General features: G+C 64.3%; 9 protein-coding genes. 5 read left to right on the top strand and 4 right to left on the bottom strand.

The features are described 5' to 3' along the window. Window positions 1-85: 85 nt before the first annotated feature. The gene (locus AC07OF_RS19615; RefSeq protein ID WP_157193400.1) at window positions 86-1,051 is read left to right on the top strand and encodes a siderophore-interacting protein; all 966 of its coding nucleotides are present in this window, start codon (window positions 86-88) and stop codon (window positions 1,049-1,051) included. Between the two features lie 38 nt (window positions 1,052-1,089). Here AC07OF_RS19615 and AC07OF_RS19610 read toward each other — a convergent pair whose 3' ends face one another. The 3 genes from AC07OF_RS19610 to AC07OF_RS19600 form a co-directional block, all read right to left on the bottom strand. After that, a complete protein-coding gene (locus tag AC07OF_RS19610; RefSeq protein ID WP_495073357.1) occupies window positions 1,090-2,502 on the bottom strand; it encodes an aspartate aminotransferase family protein in 1,413 nt (470 codons plus the stop codon). Between the two features lie 119 nt (window positions 2,503-2,621). Then, on the bottom strand, window positions 2,622-3,944 hold the full coding sequence (locus tag AC07OF_RS19605) for an ATP-binding protein (protein ID WP_191832701.1): 1,323 nt from the start codon (window positions 3,942-3,944) through the stop codon (window positions 2,622-2,624). Next, window positions 3,941-4,624, bottom strand: coding sequence for a response regulator (locus tag AC07OF_RS19600; RefSeq protein ID WP_157193403.1), 684 nt, complete (start codon window positions 4,622-4,624; stop codon window positions 3,941-3,943). The genes AC07OF_RS19605 and AC07OF_RS19600 overlap by 4 nt, the downstream gene beginning before the upstream one ends. A 172-nt stretch (window positions 4,625-4,796) precedes the next feature. On the opposite strand from AC07OF_RS19600, the gene dsbD reads away from it, so the two are divergent. From dsbD to AC07OF_RS19580, 4 genes are all read left to right on the top strand, one after another. Next, window positions 4,797-6,509, top strand: a complete 1,713-nt coding sequence (gene dsbD, locus AC07OF_RS19595; RefSeq protein ID WP_461529309.1) for a protein-disulfide reductase DsbD — start codon at window positions 4,797-4,799, stop codon at window positions 6,507-6,509. Beyond that, a complete protein-coding gene (locus tag AC07OF_RS19590; RefSeq protein ID WP_157193405.1) occupies window positions 6,509-7,366 on the top strand; it encodes a TlpA disulfide reductase family protein in 858 nt (285 codons plus the stop codon). The genes dsbD and AC07OF_RS19590 overlap by 1 nt, the downstream gene beginning before the upstream one ends. Next, window positions 7,351-8,115, top strand: a complete 765-nt coding sequence (gene dsbG, locus AC07OF_RS19585; protein ID WP_157193406.1) for a thiol:disulfide interchange protein DsbG — start codon at window positions 7,351-7,353, stop codon at window positions 8,113-8,115. The genes AC07OF_RS19590 and dsbG overlap by 16 nt, the downstream gene beginning before the upstream one ends. A 75-nt stretch (window positions 8,116-8,190) precedes the next feature. Continuing rightward, a complete protein-coding gene (locus tag AC07OF_RS19580; RefSeq protein ID WP_157193407.1) occupies window positions 8,191-8,670 on the top strand; it encodes a YkgB family protein in 480 nt (159 codons plus the stop codon). A gap of 3 nt (window positions 8,671-8,673) precedes the next feature. On the opposite strand, the gene AC07OF_RS19575 is transcribed toward AC07OF_RS19580, so the two are convergent. After that, on the bottom strand, window positions 8,674-21,618 hold the full coding sequence (locus tag AC07OF_RS19575) for a non-ribosomal peptide synthetase (protein WP_495073356.1): 12,945 nt from the start codon (window positions 21,616-21,618) through the stop codon (window positions 8,674-8,676). Window positions 21,619-21,635 lie beyond the last annotated feature (17 nt).

Genomic DNA, 21,635 nt, shown 5'->3' with positions numbered 1-21,635 from the left:
GAAAATTTAACGGCTGGAGCGGCGGCTAATTCAGCTGCGCGGGGGTTCGTTTCTCAGGTGAATTCTCCGCAAAAGGGTATCGCCCATGTCCTCTTCCACCTCCTTGGCCAGCGCTTTGGGCAACGGCCTGCGCAAGCTGGTTGGCAAACCGGCCAGGCCCAGTGGCTACCGCGTGTTCGACGTCCAGCTCAAGGCAATCATTCGCCTGAGCCCGTCGCTCAGCCGCTTTGTTTTCAGCGGTGACGACGTCGCGCAGATGCACACCCTGGCCGCCGACCAGCGCATCAAGATTTTCTTTCCCGGCGCCAACGGCCAGCCACCGCAATTGCCCAAGCAGGGCTCCTGGCAAGAAGCCCGGCGTGGCCTCGATGCCCAGAGCAGCCCGCCAATGCGCACCTACACCATCCGCGCCCTGCGGCGTGAGGCGCTGGAGGTGGATGTCGACTTTGTCCTGCATGGCGTCAATGGCCCCGCCTCAGCCTGGGCAACCCGGGCCTGCATCGGTGACCGCCTGCAGATGGTCGCGCCCAATCTGGCCTTCGCTGGCGACCCCGGTGGTTACGAATGGCGACCGCCCAAGGACCTGCGCACCTTGCTGCTGGTCGGAGACGAAACCGCCCTGCCCGCCATTGCCGGCATTCTCGAACAAATGGTCCTGGACTATCCCAACGTACAAACGCAGGCATTCATTGAAGTGCCCGGCGAACAGGACTGCCTTGATTTGACCTGCAGCGCGGCGACTGAGCTGCACTGGCTACCGCGCGACGTGCTCAACGGTGAGCATGGCGATGCGATGATTCATGCCGTGCGCGAACTGGCACGACTGCCTCGTAGACAGCTCGGCAAAACCGATGTGCTTGAGGATGTCGACATCGACCAGCAGATTCTCTGGGAGCGAGGACTGCCCGGCGATGGTGAGTTCTACGCCTGGATTGCCGGTGAGTCTGCGGCGGTGATGGGTATCCGCCGTTTCCTGGTCCAGGAGCGTGGGCTGGACCGTAAAACGTTGACCTTGATGGGTTACTGGCGCGCTGGGCGCTCGTTCGATTGAAGTGCTGATCGCGGGGCGTTTGCCCCGCGATCGCGCTGTCAGAGGCTGGCCACAGCCGCAGCCAGCGCCCGCCCGAACCGCGCAGCCACTTCATCGATCTGCTCGGCGGTGATCACCAAAGGCGGCAGGAAGCGCACAACAGCGCCCTGACGCCCTCCCAGCTCAAGAATCAGACCACGCTTGAGGCACTCACGCTGAACCAGCGGTGCCAACTGCGGGCACGCGCCCGGGTGGCCCAGGGTATCCTTGGCACTTGCCGGATCGACCAGCTCGACGCCGAGCATCAGGCCACGGCCACGAATATCGCCCAGTTGCGCAAAGTCCTTCTGCAGGTGGCGCAGATGCCCGCTCAGGCGCTCGCCCATTGCCTGGGCATGAGCACACAGATCGTGATCCTTGATGTACCTCATCACCGCCGAACCTGCTGCCATGGCCATCTGGTTGCCGCGAAACGTCCCGGCATGCGCTCCCGGCTGCCAGGTATCCAGCCACTGGCGGTAGACCACCACCGCCAGGGGCAGGCTGCCACCAATGGCTTTGGACATCACCACCACATCGGGAACGATGCCCGCATGTTCGAAGGCAAACATCTTGCCGGTACGCGCAAACCCACTCTGGATCTCATCGACGATCAAGGCCACACCGGCCTTCTCGGTAATCCGCCGCACGCCGCGCAGCCATTCCAGATCCGCCGGAATCACCCCACCTTCGCCTTGCACCGCCTCGACGATGATCGCGGCCGGCAATTGCACGCCGCCTTCCGGGTCAGTCAGCAGGTTCTCCAGATAATGCAGGTTGACCTTGACCCCCGCCTCGCCGCCCAGACCGAACGGGCAACGGTAGTCATAGGGATATGGCAGAAACTGCACGCCATTGCTCAGCAGCCCGGCCAACGGCTTTTTCGGTGCCAGGCTGCCCATCAGGCTCAAAGCCCCCTGGGACATGCCGTGATAGCCCCCCTGGAACGACAGCACGGTGGTGCGTCCGGTCGCGGTGCGCACCAGCTTCAGGGCCGCCTCCACCGCATCGGTGCCGGTCGGCCCGCAGAACTGGATCTTCGCTTCGTCACGCAACGCCTGCGGCAACAGGCCGAACAGGTCCTGAACGAACTGGTCCTTGACCGGGGTGGTGAGGTCGAGGGTGTGCAGGGGCAGTTCGTCGGCCAGCACCTGCTGGATTGCCTCGATCACCACCGGGTGGTTGTGGCCCAGCGCCAGAGTCCCGGCCCCGGCCAGGCAGTCGATGAACTGACGCCCTTCGACATCTTCGACATACAGGCCACGGGCCTTTTTCAGCGCCAGGGGAATGCGTCGCGGGTAACTGCGGGCATTCGACTCTTGCTGTTTTTGCCGGGCCAGCAGGGGCGACTCTTCGAAGTGATAAAGCGTTTCGGCAGTGGCCAGGTCCGAAGACTCCGGCAGCGGCTGGGCAAGGCTGATAGCGACTGACATCTGGGGAAACCCTCGCAAGCAAGCGGATGTGCCCGTCACGCGCCTGTCACCAGATGTGTGTCGGGTTGTTATCGCTTGAAAAACGCTTCAGCGCCTTGCGGATTTAGCCCCCAGATCAACTACTGCGCACGTAAAGGGATATGCAAGAACACCCGCAGCCCATCGGTGCGGCTGTCAAAGCGCAAGGAGCCGGCACAGCGCTGGACGATGGCCTGGACAATCGCCAACCCCAGCCCGCAACCGCCGCTCTGGCCATTGCGCCAGAATCGCTCGGTAAGGTGCTCAAGGTCCTGCTCGACGATACCCGGGCCGTGGTCACGCACCAGGAAGGCCACCTGGTCCTTGTCCATCCGCACCGCCAGTTCCACCGGCGCCGGGCCACGGGTGTGGCGCAAGGCGTTGTCGAGCAGGTTGCGCAAGGCGGTCACGGCCAGTGGCGAAGGCATACCAAGGTAGGCCTGGGCGGCCTCCGGCGCCAATTGCAGGTCAATGCGCTGCGAATCGCCGAGCCCGGTGTCCTGGATCGCCTGGCGAGCCACTTGTTCGGCGCTGCACTGCACCCCGTCCTCAAACGACAGGCTGCCTTCAACCCGCGCCAGCAGCAGCAACTGTTCCAGGGTCCGGTGCAAGCGGTCAGCACCCTGCTCGGCGTGCTCCAGGGCTTGCTCACGAACCGCACCATCGGTCATTCGCGCCACTTGCAAGTGGGTCTTGATCGCGGTCAGCGGCGTGCGCAACTCATGGGCGGCGTCATCGGTCAGGCGCCGTTCGCGTTCGATCGTCTGGGCAATGCGCAAGAACAGCTGGTTCTGGGTATCCAGCAGCGGTTGCAACTCGCTGGGCAAGGCGCGCACCTGCAACGGTTCAAGGGCATCAGGGCTACGCCGGCGCAGGGCATCACGCATGCGGTTGAGCGGTGCCAGGCCCTTGCCGATACCGATCCAGAGCAACCCAAGGGTACCAAGCAAGGCGACAAACACCGGCGCCGAAGCCGCCAACAAGATCGAGCGATTCAGCGCCTCACGCTCCTGGTGACGGTCGGCCGTGGTGATGCGGACATCACCGCGGTAATAGGTAAACGTGCGCCAGCGCGCGCCCTCGATGGTCTGGTCGCGAAAACCACTGCGATCGTCGTCGAGGGTGTGTCCCTGACTATGGTTGCGGGCAATGATCTCGCCACGTAACGAGCTGACCTGACAGGCCATGCCATCCGGCACACTGAGCTGGTCGGCACTCAACTTTGTGCCCTCACCCTTGGCCGTCAGTGGCTGCGGCAACTGATCGATCAGGCCGGCAACCATGCGCGCCGAAGCCACCAGACGCTGATCGAGGGAAAACATCATCTGATAGCGCAGGTCGCGCAGCATCCAGGCCGCCGCCAGGGCCCAGATGAGCACGAAGGCGGTGCCGAGGATCAGTGTCAGGCGTACGCGCAGGCTCATGGCTGCCCGACCTCCGGCAACTGCGCCGGCCCCAGGCGATAACCCAGGCCACGTACGGTTTCGACGATGCCATTGCCCAATTTGCGGCGCAGGTGATGAATGTGCACGTTCAGGGCATTGCTCTCGACCTCGTCACCAAAGCCGTAGACGCTGTCCTTGAGCTGCTCGCTGGACAGCACCCGGCCGCGGTTGTGCAACAGTGCCTGCAACAGCGCCTGCTCGCGCCGTGACAGGTCGACCGGCGTACCTCCCAGACAGGTCTCACGACTGCTGGGATCGTAGCTGAGCGGGCCGTGCTCGATGATATTGACCGCACGCCCGGCCGAGCGGCGCAACAGGGTATGCAAACGCGCCGCCAGCTCGCGCAGGTCGAAGGGCTTGAGCAGATAATCGTCGGCACCGGCCTGCAGGCCGTCGACCCGGTCGGTAACCGCGTCGCGGGCAGTGAGCACCAGCACCGGCAGGCTCTCGCCCTGCTGACGCAGGCGCTGCAACAGTTTGAGACCATCTTCGTCGGGCAAGCCCAGGTCCAGCACCATGACATCGAAGGCGGCAGCCTGGAGCATGGCCTGGGCCGCAGCCGCCGTGGCGACCCTGTCCACGGTCATGCCCTGGGCGGTCAACCCCGCGGCGATACCGCTGGCAATCAGGTCGTCATCCTCGCAGAGCAGTACGTGCATGGTCGGTCTCGATGCTAAAAGTGGCAGTGAAGCGCAGGCGGATTAAGTCAGGATTATGCCGCGCCAGCAGCGGATCGTCGCGGTCCGGGCGACAATCGACGCTTATGGGTTAACACTCGGTTAATCGCGCTCGGCCAGGATCGGGCACTTATCGCACTACCAAGGCTTAGAGATGCGCACGTTACTAATTGCCCTGATGCTCCTGTTCAGCAGCCTGACCCAGGCCAACCCCTTTGCCCAGAGCGACTTTCTGCCGGTGGACAAGGCGTTCGTGTTCAGCAGCGAGCGGCTGGATTCCGGGCAGATGCGCCTGCACTGGAAAATCACCGATGGTTACTATCTTTACCAGAAACGCCTGAAGTTCGACGGTCTGCCCGTCGAGCAGCAGCCCGCCTTGCCAGAGGCCCTGCCCCATCAGGACGAGTTCTTCGGCGAGACTCTGGTGTATCGCGGCGAACTTGAACTGATCCTGCCCGCCTCCGCCACAGGCCAGTTGCGTATGGGCTGGCAAGGCTGCGCCGATGCCGGCTTGTGCTATCCACCGCAGACCAATCTGGTCAGCTTGAGCAGCGCTGCTGTCGATGAGCAAGAACAAGCCAGCGATCAGGCCCTGGCCGGCGGTCTGCAGCAGTCGGGCCTGGCCTGGAGCCTGCTGGCCTTTTTGGGCCTGGGCCTGTTGCTGGCCTTTACCCCCTGCTCGTTGCCGATGCTGCCGATTCTTGCCGGGCTGGTCCTCGGTAATGGCGTGAGTGCCCGCCGTGGCTGGGCACTGGCCAGCGTTTACGTACTGAGTATGGCGCTGGTGTACGCCGCCCTCGGGGTGATTGCCGCGTTGCTGGGGGGAAGTCTTCAGGCCTGGTTGCAACAACCCTGGTTGCTCGGCAGCCTGGCCGGCCTGTTTGTGTTGCTGGCCTTGCCGATGTTCGGTGCTTTCGAGCTGCAGTTGCCGGCCTGGTTGCGTGATCGCCTGGAACGCGCCGGCCACGGTACCCGCGGCGGCAACCTGTATGGCGCAGCCTTGCTCGGTGCACTCTCGGGGCTGTTGATGGGCCCGTGCATGACCGCGCCCCTGGCCGGCGCCCTGCTGTACATCGCCCAGAGCGGCAATGCCGTGCACGGCGGGTTGGTGCTGTTCACTCTCGGCATCGGCATGGGCTTGCCGCTGTTGCTGCTGGTGACCCTGGGCAATCGCTACCTGCCGCGCCCCGGCCCGTGGATGAACCTGGTCAAGGGTCTGTTCGGCTTCGTGTTCCTGGCCATGGCCCTGTATACCCTGCGCACCGTGCTGGAGCCTTCGCTGTGGCTGGGCCTGGCCGGCGCCTGGCTGATCGCCCTGGCCTGGGCGGCATGGCCTGCGTTGCATGGCTTGCGGCCAATCCGCGCGTTGCCGCTGCTGCTGGGCTTCTGGGGCAGCCTGCTGGTGATCGGTGCCGCCGCCGGTGGCGACGACCCCTGGCAACCGCTGCAGCCCTTCCGCGCCGGTAGCTCCACGGTTGTTGCCAGCGCTGTCCACAGCGATGCCTTCATCACCGTCAGCCAGCCGGCTGACCTGCAACGCGAGCTGGACACCGCCAAGGCCCAGGGGCAGTGGGTGATGCTCGACTACTACGCTGACTGGTGCGTGTCGTGCAAGGTCATGGAGAAACAGGTATTCGCCCGCGCCGATGTGCTGGCCGCGCTGAACGGCGTACGCTTGCTGCGCCTGGATGTGACCGCCGATGCGCCCTCCAGCCGCGAATTGCTGCAGCGTTACCAGGTGCCCGGCCCGCCCAGCCTGATCTGGATCGGCCCGGAAGGCAACGAGCGCCGCAGCCGGCGCATCACCGGTGAAATCGATGCGAAGAACTTCCTCGAACAGTGGGCCCAGACCCGGAGTCAAGGCTGATGCTGACGGTAAACCTCGGGCCGCTGACCATGGCCGTCGATCATCTGTTGCTACTCTGCGCGCTGGCTTTGGCCACCCTGGTCGGCTGGCGCGTGGCCAAACGCGGTGGCGACAACCCTGAATCGGTGCTGTTCGGCCTGTTCCTGCTGGGCCTGCTGGGGGCACGCCTGGGGTTCGTGCTCAGCTACTGGCCGATGTACCGCGATGATCCACTGCAGATTGTCGACTTGCGCGACGGCGGCTTTCTGCTCTGGCCGGGTTTGCTGGTGGTGGCCATCGGTGCGTTGTGGCAAGGCTGGCGCCGCTCGAGCTTGCGCCGTCCGCTGGGCTGGGGCCTGTTCAGCGGTGTGCTGTTCTGGCTACTCGGCAGCCTGGCCAGCCATCTCTATGAACAAGGCACGCAATTACCGGAGATGAGCCTGCACAAGGCCGACGGTCAGGCCGTGCAACTGACTTCCTACCGAGGCCGGCCGCTGGTCATCAACCTCTGGGCCACCTGGTGCCCGCCGTGCCGTCGGGAAATGCCGGTTTTGCAACAGGCGCAACACGAACACCCGGACATCACCTTCCTGTTCGTCAACCAGGGAGAAACCCCGCAGACGGTCAGCACCTTTCTCGCCACCACCGGGCTGAACCTGTCCCATGTGCTGTTTGACGGCGGTGGCCAGTTGGCCCAGCAGGTCGGCTCCATGGCCCTGCCCACCACCCTGTTCTACGACGCCGACGGCCGCCTGGTCGGCAGCCATCTGGGCGAGCTGTCGCGGGCAAGCCTGAGCCACGCCCTGGAATCCTTTGAGCGCACTCCTGCGCCCGCCGCCACCCACTCTTCAAGGAATGACACATGCACCCTTTGCTGAAACTGCCCCTGACTCTGACCTTCGGCCTGCTGGCCAGCCAGGCTGCCATGGCCGAAACCCTGCCCAAGGCCGTGCAGCAAATGGAAGCCAAGGGCGTGAAGATCAAAGGCAGCTTCGATGCCCCCAACGGCCTGCGCGGTTACGCGGCCGAGTACCAGAACCGGGGTATGGCCCTGTACCTGACACCCGATGGCAAACATGTGCTGGTCGGCAGCCTGTTCGATGAACAAGGCCAGGACCTCAGCGAAGCACCGCTGGAGAAGCTGGTCTATGCGCCGATGTCCAAAGAGGTCTGGGCGAAGATGGAAAAGACCGCCTGGATCGCCGACGGCAAGGCCGATGCGCCACGCGTCGTCTATCTGTTCAGCGACCCCAACTGCCCGTACTGCAATATGTTCTGGCAGCAGGCACGGCCCTGGGTCGAGTCGGGCAAGGTGCAGTTGCGCCACATCATGGTCGGCATCATCCGTGAAGACAGCCCGGGCAAATCGGCGGCGCTGCTGGCCAGCAATGATCCGGTCAAGGCCCTGCTGAAACACGAGAGTGCCGGCAAGGCCAGCAGCCTCAAGGCACTGGAGAAGATCCCCGCTGCCGTGCAAAGCAAGCTCGACGGCAACCAGGCATTGATGGAGGAACTGGGATTGGCGGCGACCCCGGCGATCTTCTACCTGGATGAGCAACAGCAACTGCAAACGCAGCAAGGCGCGCCACGCCCGGAAATGCTCGGGAAGATTCTGGGTAAACGTTGAGCCTCTGACAGCAGGTTGTAACACCAGCACGAGCAAGGCGTCTGGAGAGTACCCCTAACCGAAAAGGAACTCTCCATGACCCGCCCCGCCTACCTCGACGCCTTTGTGCGCTCCTCCCTCGACATCACGTTGCTGCGCCTGAGCCTGATCGTGATTTTCATCGGTTTCGGCTACACCAAATGGTTCGCCTATGAAGCCCAGGCGCTCATTCCGCTGATCGACAACAGTCCGTTGCTGTCCTGGATGCATCCCGCCTTCGGGATCCAGGGCGCCAGCTATGCCCTGGGCGTAGCCGAGTGGGCAATCGGCGCAGCGTTGCTGATCGGCTTCTGGCAACCGCGCTGGGCCGTGGCCGGGGCGATCGGCTCGGCGATCACCTACCTGACCACCCTGACCCTGATCCTGAGCACTCCCGGTGGCTGGGAAAGCAGCGCCGGCGGCTTTCCGGCCATGGGCAGCTCGACGTCCTTTCTGATCAAGGACGCCGTGTTGCTGGCCGCCTCGGTCGTGTTGCTCAAACACGACCTGCAACGTACCTGCCCCACCACCGCCTAGCCGCTAGAGCGCCTCAAGCTCGGCCATCAGGTCACTGAGCCGGTCGACCTTGTCGTCGCTCAGCTCACTGGCCTTGAGGCCTTCCACGTAGCTCGCCAGCTCTTCGACGGTGCTGCACTCGAACATCGCCCGCAACGGCACGTTCAGTTGCAGCGCCTTCTGCACCCTCGAGGCGATCTGCGTAGCCAAAAGGGAGTGACCGCCCAACTCGAAGAAGTTGTCGCGCACCCCGACCTGCCCGACCTTGAGCACCTCGGCCCAGATCGTCGCCAGGGTCTGCTCCAGCTCACTGCGCGGAGCGAGGAAGTCCTGACTCTGCTGAGCGGCGAAATCAACGCTTGGCAGCGCCTTGCGGTCGAGCTTGCCGTTGGCATTGAGCGGCAGTTGCTTGAGCCAGGCCCAGTGCAGCGGGACCATGTATTCGGGCAGCTCGGCGCGCAAGCGTTGCTTGATCAGCTCGAGCAGCACGCTGCTATCGGCTGCCGCATCGTTGGGCACCAGATAACCCACCAGATGCTTGCCATTGACCCCTTCCTGAACCCCCACCGCTGCGTCGCGCACCTCGGCCTGCTCATGCAGACGCGCTTCGATCTCGCCCAGCTCGATGCGGTAGCCACGGATCTTCACCTGATGGTCAATGCGCCCGACGTATTCGAGCACGCCATCCGCACGGCGCCGCGCCAGGTCACCCGTGCGGTACAGGCGTTCGCCCGCCGCCCCGAACGGATGCGGGATGAACGCCAGGGCGGTGCGCTGCGGGTCGCTGACATAGCCGCGACCGACGCCGGTGCCGGCCACACAGAGCTCACCGACGGCCCCCAGTGGCACCAGTTGCTGATCGTCACCGAGCAGGTACAGGCGGTTGTTGTCGGTCGGCGTACCAATAGGCAGATAGCTGCCACGGGTCGAGGCCGCATCGACGCGGAAGAACGCCACGTCATCGGAACATTCCGCCGGACCATAGGCATTGACCAGGCCGATCTGCGGATAGCGCTGCAACCACTGCGACGCCAGCTCGGGTGGCATCGCCTCCCCGGTTGGCAGCATCCAGCGCAGGCCGTCGAGTTGCTGATGCTCGTTGGCGAGCATGCCCTGGATCAGTGACGGCACGCTTTCCAGCACCGTGATCCCGCAAGCCTGAACGTGCTCAAGCAGGCCCTGGGGATCGTGGGCAATGCTGTTGGGCACGATCGCCACCTGAGCCCCGAACAACGGCGCGGCGAGGAACTGCCAGACGGAAATGTCGAAACTCTGCGAGGCGGTCTGGGCAATCACGTCGTGTTCGTCCAGTTGCAGGTACGGCACCTTGCTCAACTGGTTGTTGAGCATGCCGCGCTGCTCGACCATCACGCCCTTCGGCAAGCCCGTGGAGCCGGAGGTGTAGATCACGTAGGCGAGGTTGTCCGGCGCACTGTAGATGCCTGGGTTGAGCTCGGGTAGCTCGGCGTTCTGCACCTGCTCCCAGACCAGCAACTTCGGCCGCCCCGCGCAGGCCAGTTCATCCAGCAGCGCGCGGCCCTGCTCGGCGCAGGCCTGACTGCAGACCAGCACTGGCGTACGGCTGAGTTCGACGATGCGTTGCAGACGCGCCGTCGGCAAGCCCGGATCGAGCGGCAAGTAACCGGCACCGGCCTTGAAGCTGCCGACGATCATCCCCAGCAACGGCAAATCGCGCTCGGCCAGCAGCGCCACCGGCTGGTCGATACTTACCCCGGCAGCCACCAGTGCATGCCCCAGGCGGTTGGCCTGGCGATTGAGCTGTGCATAGCTGATCGACTGCTCCAGACACCGTGCGGCAGTACGCTGCGGATGGGCAGCGACCCGCGCCTCGAACAGCGCTACGTAACTCTGCTCCAGCGGGTAATCCCGTTCGCTGCGGTTGCAGTCTTCCAACAGCAAACGGCGCTCCTGTTCACCCAGCAACGGCAGCTCGCTCATGTCGCCCTGGAAGCCATCGGCCAGGGCCAGTAGCAGACGCTTGAACTCGGCCAGCAAGCGCTCGACCGTCGAGGTGTCGAAATAGCGCTGATCGAACGACAGGTGCAGCCCCAGGTCATCGCCGGGGTAGCAGACTGCAGTCAGCGGGAAGTTGGTGTGGGTGCGCCCGGAATCGGAGCTGGCATTCAGGTGTTGCGCACGGTCCAGCACCGAGACTTCCACCGGGGCGTTCTCGAACACGAACAGGCTGTCGAACAATGGCTGGCCCTTGGGTAGCTCACTGCACTCCTGAATGCTCACCAGCGGCAGGTACTCGTATTCGCGCAACTCCATATTGCGTTCGAACAGGCCCTTGAGCCATTGACGGACACTGCAACGCTGGCCCACCGCCGGCAGTTGCACGCGCAGAGCGATACTGTTGATGAACAGCCCGACCGTGCGCTGCATCTGCGGCATGCTCACCGGACGACCGGCCACGGTGACCCCGAACAGCACGTCGCGCTCGCCGCTATAACGGCTCAATACCAGCGCCCAGGCCGCCTGGGCAAAGGTGTTGACGGTCAACTGATGGGCCTGGGCCAACTCACGCAGGCGCGCTCCTTCAGTCACATCGAGGCGGGTGTAACAGTCACCGACGATCATCCCGGCGTTCTCGGCGCCATGATCACGCAGCAGCGGCCGGTCGCTCGGCACAGCGGTGCTGCGTTCGAAGCCCAGCAGGTTGTCGCGCCACCACTGACGCGCAGCGTCGAGGTCCTGGTGCTGCAGCCAGCTGATGTAGTCGCGGTAGCGCGGCGGCACCGGCAACTGCGCCTCGCGGCCTTCGCCCAGGGCCATGTACAGCTCGAAGAAATCGTTCATCAGCAACGAGCGGCACCAGGCATCGATGAGGATGTGGTGATTGCTCATCATGAACCAGTAGCGGTCTGTGCCGATGCGAATCAGGCGCAGGTGGAACGGCGCCTGTTGCAGCAGATCGAAGCCTGCTTCGCGCTCCTGCTTATGCAGGGCCTGCAAACGCGCTTCCTGCTCGTCTTCGCTGATGTCGGTCCAGTCCAGGTAGTCAAGCGCGGTACTGCCGGGTTTATGGATGATCTGCAGCATGGCTTCGCCAGCGTTCCAGCTGAACGACGCACGCAGGGCCTCGTGGCGTGCAACAACCGCTTGCCAGGCCTGGGCAAAGCGCTGCGGGTCGAGGGCGCTGTTGATCCGGTAGCGGTCCTGCATGTAGTAGATGCCGGTGCCGGGCTCAAGCAGGGTATGCAGCAACAGCCCTTCCTGCATGGGCGTCAGTGGATACACATCGTCGATCTGCGCCGCAGGCACGGGCAGGCTGTCGATCTGCTCCTGGGTCAGTTGCGCCAGCGGGAAGTCCGACGGCGTGAAGCTGCCGTTGCCAGGGGCCAGGCAGTGCTCGATCAGGCCGAGCAGTTCGGTTTTGTAGGCCTCGGCCAATTGTTCAATGGTGCGCTGGTCATAGCGCTCACGGCTGAAGGTCCAGCGCAGCTGCAATTCACCGGCGTAGACCTGGCCATCGACACTCAACCAGTTGGGCAGCGGCGCCTCCGGGTCATGGGCCTCGCCGGCTGCTTCATCCACCGGCTGGAACAGCGCATCGGCCTGGAATTGCTGGTCGAACTGGCCGAGGTAGTTGAAGGTGATCCGCGCCTGCGGCAAGGCCGCCATGGTTTCGCGTACTGAAGTATCGGCGAGGTAACGCAGCACACCGTACCCCAGCCCCTTGTGCGGCACCTGGCGCAGTTGTTCCTTGATTGCCTTGATCGACGCACCGGCATCAGCCGCAGGGCTCAGGCTCAATGGATAGGCACTGGTGAACCAGCCGACACTGCGGGTCAGGTCCATGTCCTCGAACAGGTTTTCCCGGCCATGGCCTTCCAGTTGCACCAGCACCGAGGTGTCGCCGCTCCAGCGGCACAGCACCCGGGCCAGGGCGGTCAACAGCAGGTCGTTGACCTGAGTGTGGTAGGCCGCTGGCGCTTCTTTGAGCAGTTGCCGGGTCTGTGTGGCATCCAGGCGCAAGCTCAGGGTGTGCGCCTGCTTGTGCAGGTTCGCCCCTTGCGGATGGTCGCATGGCAGTTCACGGTGAGCGGTGCTCAATTGGGTCTGCCACCAGTGCTGTTCGTCGCGCAGTGAATCACTGCCGGCATAGGCCTGCAGGCGTGCGGCCCAATCGCTCATGGCGCGGGTTTTCGCCGCCAATGCCTGGCCACGGTAAAGCGCCTGCAAATCCTCAAGCAGCACCCGCCACGACACACCATCGACCACCAGGTGATGGATCGCCAACAGCAAGCGCTGCTGCCCCTCAACGTCTTCGACCAGCAACGCCCGCAACAGTGGACCGTTGCCCAGGTCCAGGCTGCGCTGCACGTCGCTGTACAGCGGCTGGCAATCGGCAAAACTGTTGACCGACACCTGCCAGAGCAACTCGCGGCTTTCACCCTGGACGTAATCACCCTGCCACTGGCCCTCCTGCGTGCTAAAGCGCAGGCGCAGCGCGTCGTGATGCTCGATCAGTTGCTGCAAGGCCTGCTCCAGCGCCTTGGGCGTCAGACGCTCGACCGGTGCCAGCAATACCGCCTGGTTCCAGTGCTGGGGCTGCGCTACATCGCTGTCGAAGAACCAGTGCTGGATCGGCGTCAGCGCCGCGCGACCACTCAGTGGCCCTTGATCGACCGGGTTGTCGTCGCCGCGGCGCACCACACTGGCCAAGGTCTGGATGGTCTGGTGCTGGAACAGGTCGCGCGGGGTGAAATGCAGCCCCGCCTGACGCGCACGGCTGACCACCTGGATCGACAGGATCGAGTCACCGCCCAGTTCGAAGAAGTTGTCCTGCAAGCCGACCCGCGGTACGTTCAGCACATCGCGCCAGAGGTTGGCCAGCTGCTGTTCCAGCGCGTTGCGCGGTGCTTCATAGTGCTCACGCCCGTGCTCCAGATCAGGCGCAGGCAGGGCACGGCGGTCAAGCTTGCCATTGCCCATCAGTGGCATCTGCTCCAGCAGTACCAGATGGCTGGGCACCATATAGTCCGGCAGGTGCAGTCGAAGCTGGGCCTTCAGTGCATCACGCAGCACAGCCTGCACAGCGCTATCGCCATGAGCCTGATCGCAGACCAGGTAACCGACCAACTGTTTGCCGCCCGGCATGTCCAGGGCCTGCACGACTGCCTCGCGAACCGCTGGATGCTCCAGCAGGCGCGTCTCGATTTCCCCCAGTTCGATACGGAAACCACGAATCTTCACCTGATGGTCGATTCGGCCAACGTACTCGACCAGCCCATCGGCGCCCTGACGCACCAGGTCGCCGGTACGGTACAAGCGCCCGCCTTGAGTACTGAACGGGTCGGCGACAAAGCGTTCGGCACTGAGCCCCGGTCGCTCATGGTAACCTTGGGCCAGGCCGGCGCCGCCGACATACAGCTCGCCGATACCGCCCTGGGGTAACAGCGCCAGATCGGCATCGAGAATGTAAGCCACCCGGGCACCCACCACGCTACCGATCGGCACACTGCCGGCACCGGCTGGCAACTGTTCCGGCGCCAGGCACGCCAACGGCATGACCACGGTTTCGGTCGGCCCATAGGCGTTGAAGAACTGCTGTGGCGTGAACGCCTGGCGGATCCGCTGCAGGTGCTCAGCGGTCAGGGCTTCGCCACCGGTGATGCACAGGCGCACCGGCAGGGTCTCGTTGCGGCTGGCCAGCCACTGCGCCAGTTGGCTGCCATAGCTCGGGGTAAAGCCGAGAACCGACACCTGCTGTTCGCGAATCAAGGTGCAGATCTCTTCGGCGTCCCACTGTCCCTGAGCGCGCAAGACCACCCGCGCGCCGCACAGCAGCGGCACCAGCAAGCGCTCGGTAGCGGCGTCAAAGTTGATCGAATAGAAGTGCAGTTCGCAGTCGTCACTACGCATGCCGAAACGTTCGATGACCGCCTGGCAATGCATGGCGATCTCGCCACGGCTGACCACCACGCCTTTAGGCTTGCCGGTGGAGCCTGACGTGTAGATCAAGTAAGCCTGATGGCCCGGCAGACTCTGTGTGATCAGCGGCTCGCAACTGACATTGGCCAGCGCCGGGCCGTCGTCTTCCAGGCTCCAGCGATCGACCTGGCCCGGCAGTTCGCCCAGCGCCGCGAACAGGCTGCGCTGCCCCAGCAACAGGCTGATGCCACTGTCTTCGATCATGTAGTGCAGGCGTTCCAGCGGGTACTCCGGGTCCAGCGGCACATAGGCGCCACCGGCCTTGAGGATCGCCAGCAAGCCCACGACCATTTCCAGCGAGCGCTCCAGCGCCAGGCCTACCCTTACCTGTGGGCCTACACCGCGTTTGCGCAGGACCCGGGCCAACTGGTTGGCCCGGGCGTCCAGCTCAGCATAGCTCAGGTGCTGACCGGCAAAGGTCAGCGCCAGGGCCTGTGGCTGACGTGCCGCTTGCGCACTGAACAGGCCTTCGATGGTCTGCCCCAGGTCTGCATCAAGGTCGCCTTCGAGGCTGGCACGCAGCTGCTGTTGTTCAGTGCTGGCCAGCATCGGCAACTCGCACAGGCGCTGCTCGGGATTTTCGAGCATGGCCGCCAGCAGGTTCTGCCAGTGGGCCGCCATCTGCGCGATGCGCGGCTCGTCGAACAGGTCGCAACTGTAGGTCAGGCAGCAGCCCAGACGCCGGTCGAGGTCGGTGACTTCCAGGTTGAGGTCGAACTTGGTCGCCCGGGCGTCGTTGACCAGGTAATCCACCTGCATGCCCGACAATTGCCGGCTCTGCTGGAACTCCCAGCGCTGCACGTTGCACATCACCTGGAACAACGGGTTGTAGGCGGTGCTGCGCGCAGGTTGCAAGGCTTCGACCAGTTGATCGAACGGCAGGTCCTGGTGCGACTGGCCTTCGATCACGGTCTGGCGGACCTGATCGATCAGCTCAGCGACGCGCATCTGCCCAGTGAGCTGGCAGCGCAGCACCTGGGTGTTGAGGAAGGCGCCGATCAGCCCCTCGCTTTCCGGACGGATGCGGTTGGCCACCGGCGCGCCGATACGCAGGTCTTGCTGTGCGCTGTAGCGATAGAGCAGCACCGCCAGGGTTGCCGTCATGGTCATGAACAGGGTCAGGCCGCGCTCGGCATTGAAGGCGCGAACCCGCGCCGCCAGTTGCGGGCTGAGGTCAAAGCGATAGAGCTCGCCACGGTGACTTTGCAGTGCTGGCCGTGGACGATCGGTGGGCAGTTCCAGCACCGGATGCTCATCACCGAGCCTGGTTTTCCAGTAATCCAGTTGACGCTGCCCCTCTCCGGCTTCCAGCCATTGGCGCTGCCAGACGCTGTAATCCAGGTACTGCACCGGCAACGCCGGCAGCGGCGATTCACGCTCATCGACAAAGGCTTCGTACAGCTCGCCGAGCTCGCGGGCGAAGATGTCCATGGCCCAGCCTTCAGTGACGATGTGGTGCAAGGTCAGAACAAAATAGTGCTCGTGCTCGCTGACCTTGACCAGGCAGGCACGCAGCAGCGGACCGCGCTCCAGGTCGAAGGGTTGATGCGCCTGCTCATCGGCGAAGGCCTGCAGACGCTGCTCGCGCTGGGCGGGGTTGTCGGCGGAAAAATCCTGCCAGTGCATTTGCAGCGTGCTGTCGCTGTGCACGCACTGGTATGGCACGCCGTCGATGCTCGGGAAGGTGGTGCGCAGGGTCTCATGGCGCACGATCAGGGTTTGCAAGGCCTGCTCGAAGCGGCTGACATCCAGCACTCCACGCAGTCGGGCCATACCGCCGACGTTGTAGGCCGGGCTGTCCGGTTCCATCTGCCAGAGGAACCACATGCGCTGCTGGGAGTAAGACAACGGCACGGCCTGGCGACGGTCGATCCGCGCGATCTCGCCCTGCAGGTTATGTGCGCCGCTGTGCTGTATACGTTCGACCTCTCGGGCAAATGCGCCCAGCTCGCTGGCGTCGAACAATACCCGCAGCGGCAACTCGACGTTGCACGCCTGGCGGGTGCGGGAAATGATCTGGGTCGCCAGCAGCGAATGGCCGCCGAGGGCAAAGAAGTCGTCCTGCAGGCCGACCTGTTGCAGCCCCAGCACTTCGCGCCAGATCGCCGCGATCTGCTGTTGCAGCGCGGTGCTCGGTTCGATGTGTTCACGGGTGGTCCAGAGCGGTGCCGGTAGTGCTTTGCGCTCGACCTTGCCGCTTGGGCCCAGGGGCATCTGCGCCAAGTGCATCAACAACGCCGGGACCATATAGGCCGGCAGTTGACCGGCCAATGCCGCCAACAGTCCGGCATTGTTTTCCACGCCGCTGTAATAGCCCACCAGTTGCGTCCCGGCAACGGTCTGGCGAATCAGTACCAGCGCCTGCTCAACACCTGGCTGACTGAGCAGACAGGCCTCAACTTCCTCAGGTTCGACGCGAAAGCCGCGCAGTTTCACCTGCTGATCAAGCCGGCCCAGGTACTCCAGGGCTCCCAGCGACGCCACCCAGCGCGCCCGGTCACCACTGCGGTAGAGACGCTGGCCATCACCTTCCGGGTGCGGCACGAAACGTTCGGCAGTCAGCCCCGGCCTGCCGAGATAGCCGCGTGCCAGCCCGGCCCCACCGAGCAACAACTCTCCCGGAACGCCCGGGGCAGTGAGCTGCAACTCCTCATCGACAACCCGGCAAACGACGTTGGCCAACGGCCGGCCAATCGGCGAGCGCGCGCCATCGGCCTCGCTGCACTGCCAGTGAGTGACGTTGATCGCGGTTTCGGTCGGGCCATAACGGTTATGCAGCGCCACCTGCGGCAGCACTTGCAGCACCCGGTCACGCAGTGCGGCAGACAACGCCTCACCGCCGGAGAACAGACGGCGCAAACTGGTGCAGCTCGCCGCCAGTGGCTCTTGAACAAAGACCTGCAGCAAGGCTGGAACAAAGTGCAAGGTGGTCACCGCATGCTCGCGCACCAGCGCGGCAATACGCTGTGGATCACGGTGCTCGCCGGGGCCTGCCAGTACCAGTTTGCAGCCACTGACCAGCGGCCAGAAGCACTCCCAGACCGAAACGTCGAAGCTGATCGGCGCTTTCTGCATCAGCACGTCGTGCTCATCCAGCGCATAGCGTTCCTGCATCCACTGCAGACGTTCGGCCAGTGCCGCATGGGTGTTGCCGACGCCCTTGGGTTGCCCGGTGGAGCCGGAGGTATAGATCACATAGGCGAGGTTATCGCCGTGCAGGTGCAGCCCCGGTGGCTGGCACGGCCAGCTGTCGAGATTGAGCTGATCCATGGCAATGGCACTGACCCCATCCACTTGCGGCAGGCGCTCCAGCACCTCGCTGTGGCTGAGCAACAGGCTCGCACCACAGTCGGCGAGCATGTAAGCCAGGCGTTCGCCCGGGTAATCGACGTCCAGCGGCACATAGGCGCCACCGGCCTTGAGAATCGCCAGCACACCGATCAGCAACTGCGGCGAACGTTCGGCGGCAATCGCCACGCAGACATCCGGGCCGACGCCCTTGTCGCGCAGATAATGGGCCAGGCGGTTGGCCTGCTGGTGCATGCCGGCGTAGTCGAGCGCGCCGCCCTCCCACACCAGCGCAGTACGCTGCGGCGTCAGCCGTGCCTGCTCATTGAGTTGCTCGACGACCCACTGTTGCGCTGCAGGCGCCGGTGCCTGCCCCCACTGCAGCAGTTGCTCACGCGCTTGCGCATCGAGCAGTTGCAGGTCGCCGATCGCTAACGTCGGCAGCGCACAGACCTGCTCCAGCAAGCTCAGCAGGTGTGCGGCCAGACGCTGCACGCTGGCGGCGTCGAACAGCTCGCTGGCGTAGTCGAAGGACAGCGACAGGCGCCCCTGGTGGTCTTCCTCGCTGTGCAGTTGCAGGTCGAACTTGGCCTCGCGGCTGTGCCATGGCAGTTCTTCGGCGAGCAGCCCAGGCAGGCGACGCAAAGCACTCAGATCGCGCTGCTGGTGGTTGAACATGACCTGGAACAGGCCCTGCTCGCGGGCATCCGGGAAGGCTGCCAGCAATTGTTCGAAGGGCAGGTCCTGATGTTCCTGAGCCTGCAAGGTTGCCTGGCGGACCTGAGCCAGCAGGTCGGCGAACGACAGGCGCGAGGTGAACCGGGCACGCAGGACCTGGGTGTTGATGAAAAAACCGACCAGCCCCTGGGTTTCCAGGCGTGGACGGTTGGCATTAGGCACCCCGACACGGATATCGGACTGCCCGCTGTAGCGGTGCAGCAGGCTCTGGAAACCGGCCAGGAGGATCATGAACAGGGTGCTGTCGTGCTGGCGGGCGGTGCTGCGCAGCGCTTCGGTCAACGCCGCCGGCACCCGCAGGCTCAGGCGTGCGGCCGACTGGTGCTGCTGACTGGAACGCGGGTGGTCGGTGGCCAGGTCAAGCACCGGCTGTTCATCGCCCAGTTGCGCCTGCCAGTAGCTCAGTTGCCGTGTGGCCTCCCCTTCGGCCAGCCATTGCCGTTGCCAGCTGCCATAGTCGGCATAGTCCAGGGTCAATGCCGGCAACTCGGCCTGCTGCCCCTGGCAGTGAGCGGCGTACAGACGCGAGAATTCGTCGATGAGGATGTTCATCGACCAGCCATCGGCAATGATGTGGTGCATGGTGACCCACAGCTGATGCGCTTCGCTGTCCATGCGTGCCAGGGTCACCCGCAGCAATGGACCGGCTTGCAGATCGAACGGTTGCTGCGCTTCGGCTTCACGTCGCGCCAGTACTGCTTCGCTGTCGAGGTCGCTCAGGTCCAGCTGCTGCACAGTGAACTCCAGCGCTGGCAGGATACGCTGCAGCGCCTGGCCATCAATCTCGGCAAACACTGTACGCAGAGATTCATGACGTTCGACCAGGGCCTGGAAGCTGGACTGCAGCGCCGCGTGGTCCAGCTCGCCGCGCAAACGCAGCGCCCCCGGAATGTTATAGGCGGCGCTCTGCGGTTCCAGTTGCCAGAGCAACCACAAACGATTTTGCCCCAGTGACTGCGGCAACGCCTGCACGCGGGCGAGGCGCTCGATCGCCCCCTGCGCCACGCCCGCCTGCTGCGCAGCGGCGACAGCGCTGCAGAAATCACCCAGCAGCGGCGCATCGAACAGCACGCGCAAGCTCAACTGCAGGTCCAGTTCATCAGCCAGGCGGGCGGTGAGCTGGGTGGCGGCAATCGAGTTGCCACCGAGCAGGAAGAAATGATCATCGTCGGCGACCTGCTCCACGCCCAGTTGCTCGCACCACAAGCGCGCGATCAGACTGTGCAGCGGGTTGCCTTGTAGCGCTTGCGCGACCGCCACCGGCTGCCGGGCATCCGGGAAACGCGCATAGCAGTCGAGGCTGCCATCACTCATCCGCAGCCGGCAGGCAGAGCGCTGCAGCTTGCCACTGGAAGTCTTCGGCAATGCCCCCGGGTTGAGCAGCAGGACCACCGCCGGGGCTTGCTGGCAGGCATCGGCAATGACCTGGCGCAAGGTCTTGATCAGGCTTTGCGGGCTGACGATCTTCTGCACATTGCGGCTGATTTCGACCGCGACACCGATGCCCTCCTCACCCTGGTCATCGACGGCAAACACCGCCACCCGGCCTTTGCGCAATACCTCGACTTCACGCTCCAGGGTCTTCTCCAGATCCTGCGGGTAGAGATTGTGGCCGCGCACAATCAGCAAGTCCTTGAGCCTGCCGGTGACAAACAACTCACCCTCACGGACAAAGCCCAGGTCGCCGGTGCGCAACCAGGTCTGTCCGCCTTGTTCGACAAAGGTCTGCGCAGTCGCTTGCGGGTTGCGCCAGTAGCCTTTGGCAATGCTCGGACCACAGGCCCAGATCTCGCCAACCTGATTGTCACCCAGCACCGTCATTTGCTGCGGATCGACGATCTGCACGCCATGCCCGGGCTGGCTGCGCCCGCAACTCATCTGCACCGAGTCAGTGCCAGGTTCGGCACTGTTACGTGCCAGGGCGTCGGCATCCAGGGTCAGCGCAGCAATACCCTGGCCACGGCTACTGCCGCTGACAAACAGGGTTGCCTCCGCCAGGCCATAGCTGGCGAAGAAGCTCTGGGCGCTGAAGCCACAGCCAGCGAACTTCTCGGCAAAGGCCTGGAGGCTGTCCTGACGGATCGGCTCGGAACCGGAATAGGCCACCCGCCAGCGGCTCAGGTCGAGCTTGGCTAGCGCTGCACTGCTGACCCGCTCGCTGCACAGCCGATAGGCAAAATCGGGGCCGCCACTGATGGTGCCGCCGTGGTCGCTGATCGCCTGCAACCAACGCTGTGGCCGGGCGAGAAAGTAGGCCGGGGCCATCAGCACGCAAGGCACGCCGCTGAAGATCGGTTGCAGCAAACCGCCGATCAGGCCCATGTCGTGATACAGCGGCAACCAGCTGACGATGACATCGTCCGGGTTGAGGTCGATACCGAAGCCATGGCGGATCAGCACCTCGTTGGCCACCAGGTTGCCGTGGCTGACCTGCACGCCCTTGGGCAACGCCGTGGACCCGGAGGTGTATTGCAAGAAGGCGATGTCATCGGCTTGCAGCGCGGGTGCCTGCCAGGCATCGGCCAGTGCTGTGTCCAGATGATCGACCGCCAACAGCTGCGGCGCAGCTTCCTCGGCCAGCACCTCCAGGGCCTGCAGGCTGTCATGCAGGGCGCTGGTGGTCAGCAGCAGGCGCGGTTCGGCGTCGTCGATGATCGATAGCAGGCGTTCCTGGTGATGACGACGGGCAGACTCCGGTGGGTATGCGGGCACGGCAATGACTCCGGCGTACAGGCAGCCGAAGAAGGCGGCTACGTAATCCGCTCCGCTGGGAAACAGCAGGATGGCGCGGTCTCCAAAAGTCGTACGCGCCTGCAAGGCGCCGGCAATGGTCCGCGCACGCAGGTCCAGCTCCCGGTAGGTCAGCACCGCCTCCTCTTGCGGGTCATCGGCCAGAAAGCGCAAGGCAACCCGCTCCGGGGTTTGCGCAGCACGTTGTGCCAGTGCCTGGACCAGCGTAACCGGGAGTTCGAAGGCGTCCGTCATGGGAGGGTTCCTGCCAG

The sequence above is a fragment of the Pseudomonas sp. GW821-FHT10B02 genome, assembly GCF_059415665.1.
This window is presented reverse-complemented; position numbering and strand designations above follow the sequence as displayed.